The organism is Saccharopolyspora terrae (assembly GCF_004348435.1).
In the GTDB taxonomy this organism is placed as follows: domain Bacteria; phylum Actinomycetota; class Actinomycetes; order Mycobacteriales; family Pseudonocardiaceae; genus Saccharopolyspora; species Saccharopolyspora endophytica.
In genome coordinates this window covers 105,861-123,666 of record NZ_SMKS01000002.1, presented here as the reverse complement: position 1 = coordinate 123,666, position 17,806 = coordinate 105,861, and the positions used below count along the sequence as shown (strand labels likewise).

At 69.4% G+C, this 17,806-nt stretch carries 19 protein-coding genes; 10 read left to right on the top strand and 9 right to left on the bottom strand.

Annotated elements, in window-relative coordinates; genetic code table 11:
* Nucleotides 1–134: 134 nt before the first annotated feature.
* On the bottom strand, nucleotides 135–1,514 hold the full coding sequence (locus tag E1181_RS02405; protein ID WP_132672205.1) for a purine-cytosine permease family protein: 1,380 nt from the start codon (nucleotides 1,512–1,514) through the stop codon (nucleotides 135–137).
* 433 nt (nucleotides 1,515–1,947) lie between these two features.
* On the opposite strand from E1181_RS02405, the gene E1181_RS02400 reads away from it, so the two are divergent.
* Entirely contained in the window at nucleotides 1,948–2,535 is a 588-nt protein-coding gene (locus E1181_RS02400; protein WP_132672204.1) for a DUF1097 domain-containing protein, read from the top strand.
* 12 nt (nucleotides 2,536–2,547) lie between these two features.
* Here E1181_RS02400 and E1181_RS02395 read toward each other — a convergent pair whose 3' ends face one another.
* Nucleotides 2,548–2,961 (bottom strand): TIGR03618 family F420-dependent PPOX class oxidoreductase, encoded by a 414-nt coding sequence (locus E1181_RS02395; protein WP_132672203.1) that lies wholly within the window; start codon nucleotides 2,959–2,961, stop codon nucleotides 2,548–2,550.
* A 207-nt stretch (nucleotides 2,962–3,168) separates the two neighbouring features.
* Here E1181_RS02395 and E1181_RS02390 point away from each other — a divergent pair, with 207 nt between their 5' ends.
* From E1181_RS02390 to E1181_RS02365, 7 genes are all read left to right on the top strand, one after another.
* Nucleotides 3,169–5,034 carry a helix-turn-helix domain-containing protein gene (locus E1181_RS02390; protein ID WP_165944499.1) on the top strand — a complete coding sequence of 622 codons (1,866 nt, stop codon included), beginning with the start codon at nucleotides 3,169–3,171 and terminating at the stop codon, nucleotides 5,032–5,034.
* Between the two features lie 88 nt (nucleotides 5,035–5,122).
* Nucleotides 5,123–6,388, top strand: coding sequence for a hydroxymethylglutaryl-CoA reductase, degradative (locus E1181_RS02385; RefSeq protein ID WP_207921977.1), 1,266 nt, complete (start codon nucleotides 5,123–5,125; stop codon nucleotides 6,386–6,388).
* Complete coding sequence (locus tag E1181_RS02380) at nucleotides 6,385–7,332, top strand: hydroxymethylglutaryl-CoA lyase (RefSeq protein ID WP_132672201.1); 948 nt, start codon at nucleotides 6,385–6,387, stop codon at nucleotides 7,330–7,332. The genes E1181_RS02385 and E1181_RS02380 overlap by 4 nt, the downstream gene beginning before the upstream one ends.
* Before the next feature lie 18 nt (nucleotides 7,333–7,350).
* Nucleotides 7,351–7,773, top strand: a complete 423-nt coding sequence (locus tag E1181_RS02375) for a hypothetical protein (RefSeq protein WP_132672200.1) — start codon at nucleotides 7,351–7,353, stop codon at nucleotides 7,771–7,773.
* Nucleotides 7,770–9,143 (top strand): tripartite tricarboxylate transporter permease, encoded by a 1,374-nt coding sequence (locus E1181_RS02370; protein WP_132672199.1) that lies wholly within the window; start codon nucleotides 7,770–7,772, stop codon nucleotides 9,141–9,143. The genes E1181_RS02375 and E1181_RS02370 overlap by 4 nt, the downstream gene beginning before the upstream one ends.
* An 874-nt stretch (nucleotides 9,144–10,017) precedes the next feature.
* On the top strand, nucleotides 10,018–10,167 hold the full coding sequence (locus E1181_RS31250) for a hypothetical protein (RefSeq protein ID WP_165944498.1): 150 nt from the start codon (nucleotides 10,018–10,020) through the stop codon (nucleotides 10,165–10,167).
* The gene (locus E1181_RS02365; protein ID WP_132672198.1) at nucleotides 10,161–11,189 is read left to right on the top strand and encodes an alpha/beta fold hydrolase; all 1,029 of its coding nucleotides are present in this window, start codon (nucleotides 10,161–10,163) and stop codon (nucleotides 11,187–11,189) included. Before E1181_RS31250 ends, E1181_RS02365 begins: the two co-directional genes overlap by 7 nt.
* Nucleotides 11,190–11,219: 30 nt before the next feature.
* Here E1181_RS02365 and E1181_RS32485 read toward each other — a convergent pair whose 3' ends face one another.
* Nucleotides 11,220–11,354 carry a hypothetical protein gene (locus tag E1181_RS32485; protein WP_268952420.1) on the bottom strand — a complete coding sequence of 45 codons (135 nt, stop codon included), beginning with the start codon at nucleotides 11,352–11,354 and terminating at the stop codon, nucleotides 11,220–11,222.
* Between the two features lie 4 nt (nucleotides 11,355–11,358).
* Here E1181_RS32485 and E1181_RS02355 point away from each other — a divergent pair, with 4 nt between their 5' ends.
* On the top strand, nucleotides 11,359–11,613 hold the full coding sequence (locus E1181_RS02355) for an IclR family transcriptional regulator domain-containing protein (RefSeq protein ID WP_132672197.1): 255 nt from the start codon (nucleotides 11,359–11,361) through the stop codon (nucleotides 11,611–11,613).
* Nucleotides 11,614–11,747: 134 nt separating this feature from the next.
* Here E1181_RS02355 and E1181_RS02350 read toward each other — a convergent pair whose 3' ends face one another.
* Both E1181_RS02350 and E1181_RS02345 read right to left on the bottom strand, forming a co-directional pair.
* Nucleotides 11,748–13,109 carry an APC family permease gene (locus tag E1181_RS02350; RefSeq protein WP_132672196.1) on the bottom strand — a complete coding sequence of 454 codons (1,362 nt, stop codon included), beginning with the start codon at nucleotides 13,107–13,109 and terminating at the stop codon, nucleotides 11,748–11,750.
* Nucleotides 13,110–13,146: 37 nt separating this feature from the next.
* Entirely contained in the window at nucleotides 13,147–14,058 is a 912-nt protein-coding gene (locus tag E1181_RS02345; RefSeq protein ID WP_132672195.1) for a carbon-nitrogen hydrolase family protein, read from the bottom strand.
* A gap of 132 nt (nucleotides 14,059–14,190) precedes the next feature.
* Here E1181_RS02345 and E1181_RS02340 point away from each other — a divergent pair, with 132 nt between their 5' ends.
* Nucleotides 14,191–14,967: a FadR/GntR family transcriptional regulator gene (locus E1181_RS02340; RefSeq protein WP_132672194.1), complete on the top strand. Its 777-nt coding sequence runs from the start codon at nucleotides 14,191–14,193 to the stop codon at nucleotides 14,965–14,967.
* Nucleotides 14,968–15,104: 137 nt separating this feature from the next.
* Here the strand turns inward: E1181_RS02340 and E1181_RS02335 are convergent, their stop codons facing one another.
* The 4 genes from E1181_RS02335 to E1181_RS02325 all read right to left on the bottom strand — a co-directional run bounded on the left by E1181_RS02335 (nucleotide 15,105) and on the right by E1181_RS02325 (nucleotide 17,746).
* Nucleotides 15,105–15,551, bottom strand: coding sequence for an FHA domain-containing protein (locus E1181_RS02335; RefSeq protein ID WP_132672193.1), 447 nt, complete (start codon nucleotides 15,549–15,551; stop codon nucleotides 15,105–15,107).
* 215 nt (nucleotides 15,552–15,766) lie between these two features.
* The gene (locus E1181_RS02330; protein ID WP_132672192.1) at nucleotides 15,767–16,513 is read right to left on the bottom strand and encodes an enoyl-CoA hydratase/isomerase family protein; all 747 of its coding nucleotides are present in this window, start codon (nucleotides 16,511–16,513) and stop codon (nucleotides 15,767–15,769) included.
* Nucleotides 16,510–16,686 (bottom strand): hypothetical protein, encoded by a 177-nt coding sequence (locus tag E1181_RS31245; RefSeq protein ID WP_165944497.1) that lies wholly within the window; start codon nucleotides 16,684–16,686, stop codon nucleotides 16,510–16,512. The genes E1181_RS02330 and E1181_RS31245 overlap by 4 nt, the downstream gene beginning before the upstream one ends.
* Nucleotides 16,687–16,987: 301 nt before the next feature.
* Nucleotides 16,988–17,746: a FadR/GntR family transcriptional regulator gene (locus E1181_RS02325; protein WP_132672191.1), complete on the bottom strand. Its 759-nt coding sequence runs from the start codon at nucleotides 17,744–17,746 to the stop codon at nucleotides 16,988–16,990.
* Between the last annotated feature and the right edge of the window lie 60 nt (nucleotides 17,747–17,806).

Here is a 17,806-nt window from a genome sequence, read left to right as displayed (position 1 = left end):
CACCTGACGCGACCGGATCGAAACGCGCCGACCTGGCGCTGCTCGGACCTGGTCGTTCCGCGCGGTTGAGGACACCATGCGGAGCTCGGGTCTTCGGCACCCGCTGAACGACCGTTCCGCGCCTCCCGTGCCCGTCACGCCGCCGGGAGCGCTTCGCGGATGCGCTTGCGCATCGCGGCCCAGTAGAGGACGCCCGGGGCCAGCAGGCCGATGATCCACGCGATGTCGGCGCCGCCCATGTACTCCACCAGAGGGCCGGTGACAACACCGTCCACATTGGAGAAGGGGGTCTGCACCGCGATGCCGATGAAGTAGGCGATCAGCGCGGGCGCGCACCAGCGTCCGTAGGCGCCGTCGGGGTCGTACATCGCTTCCAGGTCGTACTTCTCCTTGCGCAGCAGGTAGAAGTCGACCAGGTTGATCGCGCTCCACGGGGTCAGGAAGTACAGCAGGAAGTGCAGGAACAGCACGAAGTTCGACAGGAAGTCACCGCGCCCCAGCACCGCGATCACGCCGCCGAGCACGCCGACCAGCGCGATGTAGCCGATCCGGGTCGCCGGGGACAGCCCGACCTTGCGGGTGAAGGCGCTCATCGTGGTGGCCACCGTCATGTAGCCGCCGTAGATGTTGAGCACGTTGATGGTGAGCTTGCCCAGCGAGATCGCCAGCAGCAGCGGCAGCACCAGCGCCTCACCCCCGAGGCCCACCACGTAGGCGACCTCGTGGCCCTTGAACGCCTTGCCCGCCACCGCGTACGCGAGCGCGCCGAACGACATCGCCCAGCTCGCGCCGAGCACCGTGCCGCCGTAGGTCCACCAGAACGTCGCGCGCACGGAGGTGTTCGAGGGCAGGTACCGCGAGGTGTCGGCGACGTAGGGACCGAACGTGAGCTGCCAGGACGCCGTCAGCGACAGAGCGAGCAGGAACGCGGGCACGTCCAGCTCCGCGTTGGCCAGCACCGGCCCGAGGTCCTGCGTGGTGACCAGCCGGAAGGTCAAGTACACGAACATCACGACCGACACCGTCGACGCCAGCCAGCCGAACCGGTGGATCAGCTGGTACCCGACGATCGCGATCGTCGCCGACAGCGCCGCGTACAGCACGATGCTCAGGTCCACCGGCAGGTTGGTGATCGCCGACAGCGCCTGCCCGCCCAGCACGTTTCCGCTGGCGAAGTAACCGAGGTACATCAGCACCACGAGCACCAGCGGTAACACGGCGCCGTACACGCCGAACTGGGCGCGGCTCTGGATCATCTGCGGGATGCCCAGCTTCGGGCCCTGAGCCGCGTGCAGCGCCATCGGCACCCCGCCGACGGCGTTGCCCACCGCGATGGCCACCAGCGCCCACAGCGGATGCAGCCCCACGAGCACGGTCAGCGCGCCGGTCACCGCCGAGGTGATCTGCATGTTGCCGGCGAACCACAACGTGAAGAGGCTACGCGGACTGCCGTGCCGCTCGCTCTCGGGGATCGGGTCGATCGACCTCCGCTCGACCTGCACGCCACCGGCCATGCGCCACTCCTCACTCCGTCGAGTTCAGTGCGTTCCATTAGTCGTCGCGACGAACCCCGGAGCAATGCCCGACGCAGCCCCGGTGTCTGGGATTCCAGACGGCTGCCCGCTGCCCGCTGCCCGGACGAGCTGAGCTGCCCTGAAGAACTTTCATGGCCGAGTTCACTTCTCGACACCTGCAGTGCGAGATGTTCGACGACGACGCCACTTTCGTCGTACGCGGAATGCGCACCGGGCCCACGAGTGGAAGTCTGGCAGCGACCTATTCGACGGTTTCTCGACCGGCCATGAGGGCCCCGGCCTGAACGGGGCCTGCTTGTTCGACACCGCTCACCCGGTACCCGACCGTTCACCAAGTTGCGACGTGCAGGCCGGGCCCGGCCGAGCGCGCACCAGGGTTGGTCGAAGAAATCGATCCTCAAGAGGAGCAGCGATGAAGTCCATTCCCCTGTGGGTGGCCGTGCCGGTGACCGTCGCCGTCGCCCTGCCTTTCGGCCTGTGGCTGGGCACGTGGTCGCTGCCGCTGTGGCTGGCGTTCATCGTGTGGGCGGAGTACTTCGCCCTGGGCGCGAAGCCGGCGGCGCTCCGCGTCATCGTCCCGTCATTCCTGAGCGGCGTCGTCAGCGCGGCGATCGCACTGATCTTCTCGCTGCTCGTCGGCACGGTCGTGGGCGACGCCGCGATCGTCGCCGGCGGTGACGTGTCGTGGTTCGTGGGCCTTCCGCTGGCCCTGGTTCCGCTCATCTACGTGATGCAGTTCCTGCCGTTCGCGCGGGACACCGGGAGCCTCCCCTACTTCAACGGCCTGTCCATGGGCCTGGCCACGTTCTTCATCGGGACCTACACGAACTTCGGCGGCCTGTCGGTGCCCGCCGACAGCGTCCTGCTGCCGCTGATCACCTCGGTGCCCGCGGTGCTGGGCGGGTTGCTCGGCGCCTTCCTCGGCTGGTTCAACGTCGCCATCATGACGCCCTTCGGCCGCCCGGCACCCCGGCCGGCCGACACGATCGTCGACGCCTGACCGCCGAGCCGGTCACCAGCCCGAAGGGCGCACGTTGCCCATCACGCGGGTGACGGTGATCTCGATGACCACGCGTTCGGGGTTGGGGCGAGGTGGCCGGTAGCGCTGGGCGTAGCGCCGTTCGGCTTCGGCGACGGACTCCGGATCGTCCTTGACCAGCGCGGTGCCTTCCAGGGTGCTCCACCATCGCCCTTCGACCTGGCTGACCGCGACCTTCATGTCGGGGCCGCCCGCCAGGACGTTGCGCACCTTCTTGGTCGCGGCGCTGCTGATGATGCGCGCGATGCCCGTTTCAGGATCGAAGGTGGCGCCGACAGGGACGAGGTGCGGGCTGCCGTCGGGACGCTGGGTGGCGAGCAAGCAGATCCGGCGTTCCTGCCAGAACTCGTCGCCCTCCGAGGCAGGCGCAGCTGGATCGGTGGTCATGCATCCCGCTCCGTGGTGTGGTGGATCGAGCTCGTCGCACACCAACAAGAGGACGCGACCTCGTGGAGCGGGCAACGCGTCAATCTTGCCCCAACCCCGCAACCGGAGGCCCTCCTACTCGGTTCAGCGTTCACGGCTCGGTAGCTGGTGGGGCTAGCCTTTCGGCATGCGATGCGGCTTTGGTCTCGGCTGGGCACGGGTGATGGTGTGAGCACCGACCTCCGGGCGTTGACCGAGATGATCATCGCCGACCACCCCGTCAGCGAGGGCGAGCTCCGGCGTGCGGCTCGGGGCCTGGATGCGGAGACCACCAGCGTGCTGGTGGACGCCCGGGCTCGGCTGGATCGCCTCCGGGCGAGGGACCGGGAGCTGTCGGTGTTGATGTCGAGCTTGCGGGAGCTCGCCGAGGTGCGCGACCTGCACCCGCTGCTGCAGAAGCTCGTGGACCGCGCCCACGAGTTGATGGGCACCGATCTCACCTACCTCTCGGAGTACGACGAGGACACCGACGAGCTGTTCGTCCGGGCGAACAGGGGCGCGTTGTCGGCCAACATGCGGGAGCTGCGGGTGCCCGCCGGGGTCGGCCTGGCCAGCCAGGTGGTGCGGACGCGGGCGCCGCAGTGGACCACGGCGTACGACGTCGATTCCTTCCCGCACGACAGCGAGGTGACCGCCGCGGTCCGGGCCGAGCGGATGCGGTCGATCCTCGGCGTGCCGCTGATCGCTTCCGAGCGGGTGCTCGGGGTGCTGTTCGCGGCTGATCGCTCCGCGCACGGGTTCAGCACCGAGCAGATCGCGTTGCTCACGGCGTTCGCCAACCAGGGCGCGGTGATCCTGCAGACCGCACGGCTGCTGGCGGCCGAGCGCGAAGCCGCTGCCCGGGCGGAGGCGGCCAGCTCCGAGGCCGAGCGCCGGGCCGCGGCGATGGAGGCCTCGGCCAGCTTGCACGAGCAGTTGACGCGCTTGGTGCTCGCAGGCGCGGGGTCGGACGCGATCGCGCGCGTGCTGGCCGAGGCGTTGGAGCGACCGGTGGCGATCGCCGACCGGGACCTGGGTGCTCTGGCCACCAGCGACGAGAACGCTGCCGGCTGGTGGACCGCTGGCCGGCTCTCGCCCGGGGTGTTGGAGGCCGTGGAGGCCAGCCGGGGCACCGCCCGTTGGGTCGACGTCGGTGACGGCGAGGTCCTGGGATTGGTCGCGGCGATGGCCGGTCGCACGTTGCTCGGCGTCCTGCTCGTCGGCGGTGAACCTCTCGACGAGGTGCAGCGGCGGACCATCGAACGCGGCGCCCAGAGCCACGCACTGGTCACCATGCAGAGCGACGCTGTCGCCGATGCCGAGGAACGGGTCCGCGGCGAACTCGTGGCCGACCTGGTCTCGGGACGCGACGACTGGGCCTCGCTGCGGCGACGTGCCCAGCAGCGCGGAGTCGATCTGGCCGGGCGCTGGACACCCGTGCTCGCGATCGGCTGGGAACAGCAGCGTTGGAGCCTCGCTCGGGCTCTGACCGGGCAGGACCCGCGCTGGCTGGTCGCCCAGCACGACGCCGGTGTCATCGCCCTGGTGCCCGGGGAGTTGGATCCGCACGACCTCGCGGGTCGCGTGCACGGCAGGCTCGCGGAAGCCGGGGACCGGGGTCTCGTGGTCGTCGGTGGAACCCACCCTGTGGAGCAGGTTCCCGGCGAGGTCGTCGACGTCACGGCGCTGTCCAGGATGCTGCCCGGTGTCGGGGTGACCGATGCGGGCGTCGCGGTGCGCGATTACGCCCCGTATCTCGCTCTTTTCGGCGCCAACGGGCAACGTGCGCGCGCCTTCGCCCGAGGGCTGCTCGCGCCGCTGCTCGAATGGGACGCCGATCATCGGAGCGAGCTGGTCGCGACCCTGGACGCCTACTTGGCGCAGAACGCGAGCATCACCCGTTCCGCGGACGTGCTCTTCGTGCACGCCAACACGGTCAAGCAGCGGCTGGAGCGGATCACAGAGCTGCTCGGGCCGGAGTGGCGACGACCGGAGCAGCAGTTCCGGCTCGGCATCGCAGTGCAGCTGCACAGGATGTCCGAAACCGACATGTGAACGGCACAATCCTGGCCGGTTCGGACATGTGCGCCCGGTCACCACTGGGGTTCCCTTGGTTCGTCACCCGTTCAAGGAGGAACCACACGTGGTCAGCAGAATTCCGGGCTTCCGCAACCTGAGCATCAGCGAGCGGCGCAAGATCGTCGTCGAGACGGCGGGGATCGACGTCGCCGAACTCGCGGCCTTCGACGCGGACGGCTTCGACGCCGAGGCCGCGAGTCACCTGAGCGAGAACGTGCTCGGCACCTTCGCGCTGCCCATCGGCGTGGCCACCAACTTCACCGTGAACGGCGAGGACGTGCTCGTGCCCATGGTCACCGAGGAAGCCTCCGTGATCGCGGCCGCCAGCAACGGCGCCCGCCTCGCCCGCGCGCTCGGGGGTTTCCACACCTCCAGCACGAGTTCGATCATGCAGGCCCAGATCCAGCTCGTCGACCTCGTCGATCCGCACGCCGCCCGGCTGCGCCTGCTCGAGGCCCGCACCGAGCTGATGAAGCTCGCCGCCGCCCAGGACCCCAAGCTCGCCGAGGTGGGCGGTGGGGTGCGCGACCTCGTGGTGCGCACGGTCAACTTCGAGGACGAGACCTACGTGGTCGCCCACCTGGTCGTCGACGTCCGCGACGCGATGGGGGCCAACGCGGTCAACACCATGGCGGAGGCGGTCGCCGACCGGGTCGCCGAGGTCGCCGGGGGACGGGTCGTCCTCCGCATCCTCACCAACAAGGCCGACATGCGGCTCGCCCGGGCACGGGCAGTCCTCGACGCCGAGGCGCTCGGTGGTCCGCTGGTCGTCGACGACATGGTGCACGCCTACAAGCTCGCGGCCGGTGATCCCTACCGCGCCGCGACCCACAACAAGGGCATCATGAACGGCATCTCCGCGGTCGTGCTGGCCACCGGCAACGACACCCGCGCCGTCGAGGCCGGCGCCCACTCCCACGCGGTCGGCGCCGAGAACCACTACACCTCGCTGTCGACCTTCGAGAAGGACGCCGACGGCAACCTCGCAGCCACGCTGGAACTGCCGATGCCCGTCGGTCTCGTCGGCGGCGCCACGAAGACCCATCCCGGCGCCCGTGCCGCCGTCGCTCTCACCGGGGTGTCCTCGGCCGCCGAGCTCGCTGAGCTGATCACCGCCGTCGGGCTCGCCCAGAACATCGCCGCCCTGCGGGTGCTCGCCAGTGAGGGCGTCCAGCGCGGCCACATGTCCCTGCACGCCAAGAACATCGCCATCGCGGCCGGTGCGGGACCCGACGAGATCGCTCCCGTGGCGGCACAGCTGATCGCGAAGAAGAGCTTCGGTCACGACCACGCCGAGGTCGTCCTCTCCGAACTGCGGAGCGGACGATGACCTCGCCGCTCGCGCTGGGACTGCCGACCGCCGTCGGCGATCCCGCACTCCCGTCCCGGGTGCGGATCTACGAGGTCGGTCCGAGGGACGGGCTGCAGGCCGAGCAGGCGGTCGTGCCCGTGGAGGTGAAGGCCGAGCTCGTGCGGAGGCTCGTGGCCGCCGGGCTGACGAGCGTCGAACTCACCAGCTTCGTCTCGCCCAAGAGGGTCCCGCAGCTCGCCGACGCCCGAGAACTGGTGGAACGCGCAGACCTCGACTCCGGTGTTGGGCACCCGGTGCTGGTGCCCAACGCCCGCGGCCTCAACGACGCGCTGGCTGCCGGCGTCCGGGAGATCGCGGTCTTCGCCAGCGTCACGGAGTCGTTCTCCCGGGCCAACATGGGCGCTTCGCGGGCCGAGGTCGCTGCCGCGCAAGCGGCGGTGACCCGTGAAGCCCTCGCGGCCGGAGTCGGTGTGCGCGGCTACCTCTCGATGGTCTTCGGTGACCCGTGGGAGGGGCCGGCCCCGGTCGCCGAAGTGGTGTCGGCCTCCATTGCGCTGATGGAGACCGGCGTGTCGTCGATCTCGCTCGGCGACACCATCGGGGTGGCCACCCCCGGCCACGTGCGATCGGTCATCCGGGCGCTCGTCAACGCCGGGATCGAGGTGGAGCGGATCGCGCTGCACGCCCACGACACCTACGGGCAGGCGCTGGCCAACGTGTACGCGGCGCTGCTGGAAGGCGTCACCGAGTTCGACGCATCGGTCGGTGGGGTCGGCGGTTGCCCGTTCGCGCTCAGCGCCACGGGAAACCTGGCCACCGAGGACCTCGTCTGGATGCTCACCGGGCTGGGCGTCAAGACCGGTGTCGACCTGGAAGCACTGACCGCGACCAGCGCGTGGCTGGCCGGGCACCTCGGCAAGCCCGCCGCCTCGCGAGTCGCCACCGCGCTCAGCCACTACTGATCGAACGGAGCAACACTGATGTCCCGACTCATCGAGGTCTGGGGTGACACCGTCGACACCAGGCACATGGGCATGTCCATCGCGCTGGGTGCCGGGATCGCAGCCCCGACCTTCCTGCTCGGCAGGGCCTTCTTCACGGCGACCGTGGCCGACAAGACCCTCGCCGAGTCCTACGCGCTGCTGCTGGGACTCGTGGCCTGCCTCATCGCTGCGGTGATCGCAGCCCGGTTGTTCAAGCCGAAGCGGATCGTCCGGGAGAGTTCCACGATCACCGAGAGCAGGCGCGAAGCGCTCGAGGTCATCGCCGCCGACGGAGGCGAGTGGACCGACCCCGCCGAGCTCTCCGCCGAGGTGCAGGAGGAGCTGCGCCTGCTCGGGCTCTACGACGTGCTCGCCGAGGCCCACGAAGAAGCGAAGCGGAGACAGGAGGTCCACCCATGATCGAAGCGTTCCTGTGGGCCCTGAGCATGGGCTTGGTCGGTGCGATCGTCTTCGCCGCGATCGGCCTGGTGTCGGGTACGGACGAAACCGCCGTGGTGGCACCGCTGACGCTGCTGGTGGTGCTGCTCGGCGTTCCGCCGGCCGGGGTGTTCAGCTTCTTCCTGGCGGCGGTGGTCGCCAAGCACATCACCCACGCCATCCCCACGACGCTGCTCGGCATCCCCGGCGACACGATGACCGTGCCGCTGCTGGGCGATGCGCAGCAACTCCGCGAGCTCGGGGTGCCGCACATCGCGCTGCGCAAGGCCATCTCGGGCGGCGTGATCGCCGCGTTCATCGCGGTGCCGATGGCGGTGCTGTTCGCCTGGATCCTCTCCCCGATCGCCGACGAGATCAGTGATCTCGCACCTTGGATCTTCGCCGGTGCCGCGATCCTGATCGCGCTCACCTCGAAGGGGCGTTGGGCGGCGGTGGGTGCGCTGTTCCCGTTCGTGCTGCTGATCGTCGGGATCAACCAGTTCGTGACCACCCAGCTCGGTCACTCGCTGAGCATCAGCTTCTTCCTCGGCATCGCGACCGGTCCACTCGTGGCGGACCTGTTCCTGGCGCTCTCCCCCGCTGGCCGCAAGACCCTGCACCGGGACGGGCCGACCGAGTTCGCCCTGGCACCGGACGTGCGGACGTGGAGCGGCCGGATGCCGAACCCGTTGAAGGTCCTCGACCGCAAGCAAACGGCCTACACCTCCGGGGCCGCGGTCGTTTCGAGCGCGACCTTCGTCTTCTCGCCGGTGGCGATGACGGTGCTCATGGGCGAGGTGGTCGGTGCCCGGATCAAGAACGGCTACCACAAGCTCACCTCGAAGATGGCGGTGCGGAACGGAACCACGGAGTCGACCTACATCGCCGAGACGATGATCCCGCTCATCGCGCTCGGCCTGCCGCTGTCCCCGATGGCGGCGGGCCCGGCGGCCCCGCTGTTCAACGCACCGCCCGTCTACACCGTCGACACCGCGACCGGGCAGACCCACAACCTGCACAACCTGCTCGAGACCTGGGAGTTCTTGGTCTTCGGCCTGCTGGCGGTGACGATCGCCTGCCTGATCGCGTACCCGTTCGCGATGACCAACGCCCACCGGGCGGCCTCGTGGGTGCTCAAGAACGTCTCGCATGAGGCGATCATCGGCGCCTTCGCAGGCCTGATCCTGGTGATCTGCCTGTACGAGGGCGGTCTGCTCGCCGTTCTGGTGACGCTAACGGTCGGCCTGATCGGAGGCCTGATGAACCGCATGTTCGGCGTGCACTCGGGCGTGCAGTTCATGGGCTACTACGCAGCCGTCCTGACGGTACCCGCGATCATCGCCCTCGGTTGATCCTGGCCGAGTGCAGATCAGTCTCGGCGCGAGATCGGCGCGAAGTTCCCGGCCTCGGACCACCCGCTCAGGCCGGGAACCCCGCCGACATCGCATGACTGGTCTTCTTGATCTCCGCCTCAGGGAGATCCTTGCGTCGTCGAATCGGTGTCAGCGCGACACGCCACTGCCCAGCGCTGAGCAGGGGCTTCAGTGCTACCACAAGCGATGTCGCCTTCCGTTCCGCTGGATTGGCGCCACGCCACGTCGCTGCACTGGGACTCCAGCGATCCTTCGCCACTCCCGCCTCCCGATCCCGAGTCGGGCACTTCAGTCGATGTCGGCGCGCTGCCCGACTCGACACCACTGCACTCGCCGTAGGTCTGCCCCGCGCACGAGCCAATCAGTAGCCCCGCGGCCTAGCCGTTTCAGGGCCCTCAGGTGATCACCGCGTCGGAAACGGACGGCGGCTTCGACCACCATCGCGGTTCCCAGGCAACCGGGAGCCGCGCCACCCTGGCGCGGCAATACCTACGTTGCACCACCGTGGTGCGACGTGACAGGACCAAAACCCCCACCCCCTCCGCAGTCGATCGGTGCGAGTCACAGCCGCCGCGCTGACGCGGAGCCGTTGGGGCTGCGCATTTCCATGATCCAGGTTGTTTTCACTCCGCACTGATCTCACCGCGCGAATCAATGATGGGGAGTCACCCTTCGGAGTCGTTCGACTCCGCGCGAGGCGGTCGTTAACCCGTCGGAGCTAATGGTTTGAAGTAGCGATAACCGTCGGTTACATTCGGGTGGAGCATCACGGTTTGGTCACGGCGCATCGTTCAGCCGGCGGTCGCCTCGTGCGCGGTTGTGGCCGGATCTGTCCCCGACGTGGAAGGCGCACGTGAGCGAACTGCACAACGCGGGCCACCCCTCCCCCGGGCCCGCATTGGACGTGCGGCTGACCTGCCGCATCAGCAGCACCCGGACGGCCAGCGGAGCGGATGAGCCGTGCGCCGCCGCTACCGACGCGAAGAGCGTGCGCGCGTGGTGATCAGCCCGCCCTGGGGCGCGCAGGTGCCCGTTGGCGCGCGGGTCCGGATGGCGTTCCGACGTGTGCGCGAGTCGCTGTCCGGCCTCGCCCTCCGGGCCGCCGAATCCGCGCCGGCCCAGCCCGCGCGAGAGACCCTCGCGGACGCCGATGCCGCGCTCGTGACCGCTGCCGACGGGGTTCCGCTGCACGTCGACGTCGACGGCGATCCGGGTGCGCCGGTGACCGTGGTGCTCTGCCACGGATACCTGGCGGACAACAACTTCTGGCACTTCCAGCGCGCTTCGCTCGCCTGCCACGCCCGCGTGGTCACCTACGACCACCGGGGCCACGGCCGGTCCGCGGTGGGCGGGTTGGACGGACTCAACCTCGACCAGCTCGGCAATGACTTGGCCGCGGTGCTGGACCAGGCCGTCCCGGAGGGGCCGATCGTGCTGGTCGGGCACTCGATGGGCGGCATGGCGGTCATGGCGCTCGCCGAGCAGCGCCCGGAGCTCTTCGGCGACCGCGTGGTCGGGGTCGGGTTGGTGACGACCGCGGCCGCGCCGGTCAACGGGCGGGCTGTGCTGCCGCCCGAGGCGGCGAACCTCGTGCTGGCGGCCATCGACCGGCTGCGGCTCACCTCGGTCTCCTGCCGGGCCCTCAGGAACGCCGCCCTCGCGGTGGCGCGAGGTTGCGCGTTCGCCTCCCGGGTACCGCCCTCGGTGGTCGACTTCGTCCTGCAGCTGACGCGGTCGAATCCCGTGCACGCGCTGGTGGCGCTCATCCCCGAGTTCCTGACGCTCGACAAGCGCGCGGCGCTGCCGGTGCTGGGCAACGTCGCCACGCTCGTGATCGGGGCCGACCACGACGTGACCATCCCGCCGGAGCACAGCGCCGCGATCGCCCGAGAAGTACCGGGAGCCCGGCTCGCGATGATCCCGAACGCGGGCCACATGGTGCCGCTCGAACACCCCGCGATCGTCGACGAACTCCTCCACCAGCTCGTCGCCCTCGCCACCGCACCACGCGTCCACCCCGCCTGAGGCGCTGACCCACCGGTGCTGCCGACCGGCTCAGGGCCGGAGTTCGGCCTCCCGCAGCTGTTTGCGGAGGATCTTCCCGGACGCTGATTTCGGGATCACGTCGACGAATTCGACGGCCCGGACCTTCTCGTGAGGGGCGATCCGCTCGGCCACGTACGTGATCACGTCAATGGTCGCGTTCGACTCCGAGCTTCGACGCCGGGTGCTGCGCGAGCCGCTCCCCGCCTTCACCGAGATGACCCAGTCCGACCCGGGAGACTTCGCCAGCCACCTGGTTCATGTGCGTGCCGAGGGGGTTTCGCGCAGCCGCAACGACTACCTGAACGGAGTCTCGGCCGTCGCCGCCCCGATCCTCGGCACGACTCTGAGACACCACATGCCCACACTGCGGCAATCGGGTTCCGGAGCCGGATTACGGCGGTAATCGGGAGCCGGATTACGGCGGTAATCGGGGTCCGGGGTCTTCGGTGTGGGTCTTCGGTGCTTGGTGTCAGCGCGTCTGGGGCGGGTGCTACGGCGCGCTGGGTCCGGGGGACCCGGCGCGCCGTTGGCGGTGTCCTACGGGGTTGTGCTGGCCAGGGCTTGCTCGTCGGGTTCTGCGGTCATCTCCGGTGGTGGGGTGCGGAAGAAGCGGGTGCGGAAGGCGAGGTAGACGACGCCTGCTGCCAGCCAGATCCCGCCGAGGACCAGGGCCGTGGATTCGAGGTTGATCAGCAGCCAGAGGTCGATGAGGGTGCCGGCTGCGGGGATGGCGAGGGTCCACCACGCCTGCCGTCGGCCTTCCCGGCGGTTGCGGATGTGCAGGGCGATGACGCTGATGTTGACCGCGGTGAAGGCGGTGAAGGCGCCGAAGTTCACGAACGACGTCGAGGTGGAGACGTCGAGCACCAGGGCGACGAGGCCGACGCAACCGGTGAGGACGATGTTGGCCACCGGGGTGCGGAATCGCGGGTGCAGGGCGCCGAAGAGCGTGCGGGGCAGGACGGTGTCGCGGCCCATCGCGAACAGCAGGCGTGCGGCGCTGGCCTGCGCCGCGAGGCCGGAGGCGAACTGCGCGATCACCAGCCCGGCCAGGAGCATTGCCGTGCCCAGGTCCCCAGCGATGACCGTGGCGATCTCGAACACGGCTGAGTCGGAGTCCGCGAAGGCGCTTCCGGGGTGCACGAGCTGGGCCGCGAAGGTCACGAGGACGAAGACGCCGCCCCCGATGAGTGCGATGAGCAGGATGGCGCGCGGAATCGTCTTGCGCGGGTTCACCGATTCCTCGGTCAGGGTCGTGACGGCGTCGAACCCGAGGAAGGAGTACGCGGCCAGCGCGGCACCGGCGGAAACGCCCGCGGCGGTCGTGGCGGGGTTGAGCAGCGGCGAGCTGTCGAGCAGGCCCGCGGCGCCGCGGGCGTCGAGGACGTGGCGCACGCACAGCACGACGAAGATGCCGATCACCAGGAACTGGAAGGCCATGAGCAGGAAGTTGGCCTTCTCCGCGACTTTGATCCCCAGCACGTTCAGGCAGGTGGTGGCCGCGATGAAGGAGACGATCCAGACCCAGAAGGGCACAGCGGGGAACTGGGCTTGCAGGTAGGTGCCGCCGAGCAGCCAGATCACCATCGGCAGGAAGAAGTAGTCGAGCAGCACCGCCCAGCCGACCAGGAAGCCCACGCGTGAGTCCAGCGCCCGCCGCACGTAGGTGTAGGCCGAGCCGGCGACCGGGTAGGCGGCGGCCATCTTCCCGTAGCTGTAGGCGGTGAACAGCATCGCGGCCATCGCCACCAGGTAGGCGGTGGGGACCGCCCCTCGGGTTTCCTCGGCGACGACGCCGAAGGTGCCCAGCGCGATCAGCGGCGTCATGTAGGCCAGTCCGAACAGGACGACGGATCTGACCGTGAGGGTCCGTTGCAGCGACGGTGTTGCTTCGGGCATGAGTAGCTCCTCGGTGCTCGCCGCGTCGTTGCGGCGGTCAGCCGGCCGCTTCGGGGCCGGGGATGCGGATGCCGGCTTCCGGGGTCTCCGGGTGCCACGTAGCTGGTTCGATGCGCCCCTGGTAGAGCGGTAGCTCGACGGGGGCGTCGTGGTCGGTGAACTGCGACCACATGCGGTTGAGACCCGCGGTGCCGGATTCGCGCACCCGCGCGACGTCGCCGAGGTCGAGGACGTCGACCAGAACCTCGGCTTCGCCCCCGGCGGCCTGCCGCCGCACGTGCCCTTCCGGGTCGACGATCAGGCTGCCGCCGACGCCCACCGGGCGGGCGGCGTTGACGCTGGCGACGAAGACCTGGTTCGCGATCGCGTGCGCCCGGGCGAGGACGATCTCCTGCTCGCGGTCGTTCGTCGTGGTCTGCACCGGGTTGATGATCACTTCGGCGCCCATCCACGCGAGATGCCGGGCGACCTCGGGGAACCAGGAGTCGTAGCAGATCGAGAACCCCAGCCGGCCGAACTCGGGCACGTCGGCGACGACGAATCGGTCGCCGGGGTCGTACGGTTCGTACGGCCGCCACGGGAAGACCTTCCGGTAGAAGGCGTGCAGCTCCCCCGCCGGCGAGTAGCAGAGGGCGGTGTTGAACAGCTCGCCGTTCTCCCCGCGCTCGCACGCGCTGCCCGGCAGCAGCCAGATCCCCAGGTCCCCTGCCAGCTCGCCGAGCTGCCGGGAGCGGGGACCGTCCAGCGGCTCGGCCGCCTCCTGCAACCGCGCGTTCCGCTCCGGACCGGTGCCCTCGACACCGCACAGGTGCAGCTCCGGGTACACCACCAGACGCGTCTGCGGGTGTCCGGCGAGCAGACGCTCGACGTCGCCGGCGAACTCCGACACGGGTGCCGTCGCTGACTGCGGCGACACCTGCGCCAGCGCCAGCGGCAACAGTCGGGACATCTCGCTCGCCTTCTTCCTTCGCAGGTCAGTCGGGGTCTCGCTCAGCGATGGAAACAAAATAGAGCAAGATGAACACTTAAACAAGAGTGGTCATCTTGAACAAATTTTGGGCTCCTGGTTACCGTGGACACCATGACCAGGGCCGATGCCGACGAGCACCACGACAACCCCGCCGCACCCCTGTCCGCGTCCGCGCTCTCCGGCATCCGCAGGCTCTCGGCCATGGACACCGTCCGCGCCCGGATCTCCCTCGCGGTCGACCTCGGGCTGCTCGAACCGGGCGAGTGGCTGCCGGGCAACGCTCAGCTCGCCGCCGCCCTGGAGGTTTCCGAGATCACCGTGCGACGCGCGCTGGTGGCGCTGTGCGAGGAAGGCGTCCTGGAGCGCCGCCGCGGACGTGGTGGCGGCACGCGAGTGGTCGACTCCCCCGCTCGCAGCAGGGTCAGGGAGACCGAGATCTACCGCGCGGCGAGTGCGGAGGTGCACGACCTCATCGACCGCCGCCTGGTCCTCGAATGCGGCATCGCCCACCTGGCGACCCGCAACGCCACCCCCGACCAGGTCGAGCACCTGCACGAGCTCACCGAGCAGATGAACGACGCCGCGGACTGGGCGGACTTCCACAAGCTCGACGAGACGTTCCACCTCGCCGTTGCCGCCGCGACCGGGATCGGTGCGGTGCAGCAGGAGTACGCGCGACTGCTGCGCGAGCTCTACCGCTACTACCTGCCCTACCCCATGCAGCACCTGCGCGAGTCCAACCGCGACCACGTGCAACTCGTCGCAGCCCTGCGCACCCGCGACGCCGCGTGCGCAGGCGACATCGCCGAGCGGCACGTGGCGACCCTGCACCAGGACATGTTCGTCGGACTCCAACACCGCGAAACAGCCGAGCAGCAGCAGGATTGAGCTGAGCGCCCGCTCGCGAGAGCTCCGTCCCCATTGGACTCTCAGGCGCGGGGGCTCTGCCGCGCGTCGTCAGCTCACTTGAGCGGATGCGACGAGGCGCGCGCCCGGCGGTCTCGCCGCCGGACGCGCGCCCGCTCTCACCGCTGGGCCGGCACCGGGACGTCGGCCGCTGCGCCGACGTGGAAGGTGAACCGCGCCTTGCCGATCCAGATCTCATCGGAGTCGGACAGCTCGATGCGCTCCACGGGCCGCCTGTTGACGTAGGTTCCGTTGAGCGAGCCGCCGTCGTAGAGGAAGCACCGGCCGTCCTCGATCTCCAGCTCCGCGTGGTACCGGGACACCGTCACGTCCTCGATCACGATGTCGCAGTCGCGGTGCCGTCCGATCACGGTCAGCGGTGCGGAGATCACGAACTCCGCCCCCTCGTCGACCCCTCGGTCGACCACCAACCGCATGCTCGTCCCCGCCTCGCGCGGCGTCGGGATCAACGCGCCCAACCGCCCGGTGACGGGAAGCTCCTGCTTCGGCACGTCCTGCGACGTGCGCTGGTCGAACAGTCCGGCGACCTCGGCGATCTGACCCATCAGCTTTCCCCTCCCGCAACCAGTGGAACCGGCTCTCGAAACGTTCCCTCCCGGGGAACCTCCACGAGCATGCAGTCCGGTGGGGGCCCTGCGACCAGGCATTTCGTCCCGGTTTCGCCGTGTTCCACCTCACGGCACCCGGGCGCCGGTCCGGCTGACGGGCACCGGAGTGACAGGAGGGGCGATTTGGCACGTCCGGTGCCAGACGTGCGCGCTCAGCCCCGGCTCGCCGTGTAGCGCAGGACGTTCTCGGAGGTCTCGCTGGAGCGGAACATCCGGCCGAAGGTGTTGATCGACTGGTCCACCGCGCTCTGCAGGGAGACGTTGAGCCACTCGTCGATGAGCGCTCGCTGCTCGCGGATCGCCAGAGCGGGTAGGGCAGCCAGCTGGTCCGCCCATTCCGCTGCCACCGGCACCACGCTCTCCCGCGCCACGGTCTTGTTGATCAAACCGGTGTGCGCCAGCTCCCCGACGGCCTTCGTCTCCCCCGTCAGCAGCATCTCCTTGGCGGTGGAGAGCCCGACGTAGTGGTGCAGCAGCGCGGCGTCGACCACGGACGGGATGCCGAGCTTGACCTCCGGGAGCCCGACCAGCGCCTCGACGTGGGCGACCCGCAGGTCGGCGGCGAGGGCCAGTTCGAAGGCGGCTCCGATGCACGCCCCTTCGAGCGCCACGACCGAGATCTGCGGTGCGTGGCGGACGGCGCGCATAAGCGAGCCGATGTCGGAGATGATGCCGCGGGCCTCGGTCTCGGAAACGCCCTGGAACGTGCCCAGATCCATCCCGGCCGAGAAGTTCCGCCCCCCGGTGCCGGTGAAGACGAGCACGCGGCAGTCCTCGGAAGCTCCGACGACCGCTCGCTCCAGCTTTGGGACGTCGCTCGCCAGCAGGGCGTTCGCCTTGGCCGGGCGGTTGATGGCGATGGTGCGGACCTGGCCGTTGTCGCTGATGTCGATGGTCATCGGACGGTCTCCTTCGTCGTGCTCGTGCGGGTGTTCGGGGACTTCTCGGCGCGGAGGTGGTCGGTGGCGAGGGCGGCGAACACGCACAGGGCCGCAGCGATGAACAGCAGCGAGACGCCCCAGGTCGTCGTGCCGTTCGAGACGGTCACGATGCCCAGCGCCCAGACCAGCACGAACCCGCCGGAGACGGCGCCCGCGAGCGGCTGGCTGGCACTCGGTCCGGCTCGCCCCGTCGCTCGGCGCGGGGCTGACGGTCCTGATGGCCTTCCCCTACTTCTGGATTCTCGACAGCGGTCGCGCCGGGTTCATCTGGGCCGGGTTGATCATCGACACCGGGTCGCATCACCGCTGCGATCGATGGTGGAGGAGGAGGTCCCGGCGTTGCCGATCGGTCGGAGCTGGACGATCGACAGCGCCGGGACTCGTCGAGTGTCGAACCTCGAGCGCGCTGGAGGTCAAGAGCGCGGCGATCTTTCAGCGCGGTTCTCGTCCCGGGACCAGTTCGTCCTGCTGCGAGACGACCCGGTTCAGGTGTGCGCGCGAGGCCTCCCGCGCAGCGTTCGAATCGCCTGCTGCGATCGCCTCCAGGATCGCGCCGTGCTCGGCCAAGGTCTGGGGCAGGCTCGCGAGGTAGGTCCCGGCGTCCCTGTACGACTCGCGCAGGCAGGTGTTGACCGGGTCCATGAACCAGGAGAAGAACGGGTTCCCGCCCGCGCGCGTGACGATCTCGTGGAAGCGCACGTCCTCTTCGAGGCACACCTGGTAGTCACTCATGTGCCGTTCCACGCGTCCCACCGAGGCGCGCAGCTCGTCCAGGTCCTCGTCGGTGCGGCGGGCCGCCGCGAGCGCGGTCACCTCGACCTCGATGATCAGCCTGGTCTCCATCAGCTGCTGGAACGTCGTCGCGTTCATGCCCAGCATCAGCGAGTAGTGCTGGACGATCGCGGAACCATCCGGTTTGGACACCGTCATCCCGCGGCCGGGGCGGATGTCCACGAGCCCGCGTTGTTCGAGGATGCGACCGGCTTCCCGGATCACCGTCCGGCTGACCCCGTAGCGCTCGACGAGCTGCGGTTCGGTGGGCAACCGGTCCCCCGGGCGCAATCCCTGCGCCAGCAGGTCGTTCTGCAGGCGCTCGGCTACCACGTCGGGCAGGCGCGGCGGTCTTTCCGGCGACGCTCCTCGGGTCTGCGCACTCGATGCGGCCGGGATCGGGGCTTGCGACAGGACCATGCGAGAACTATCGTCCGATCATCATACGAAGTCAACGAACGACACCTGTTCACCGGTAGC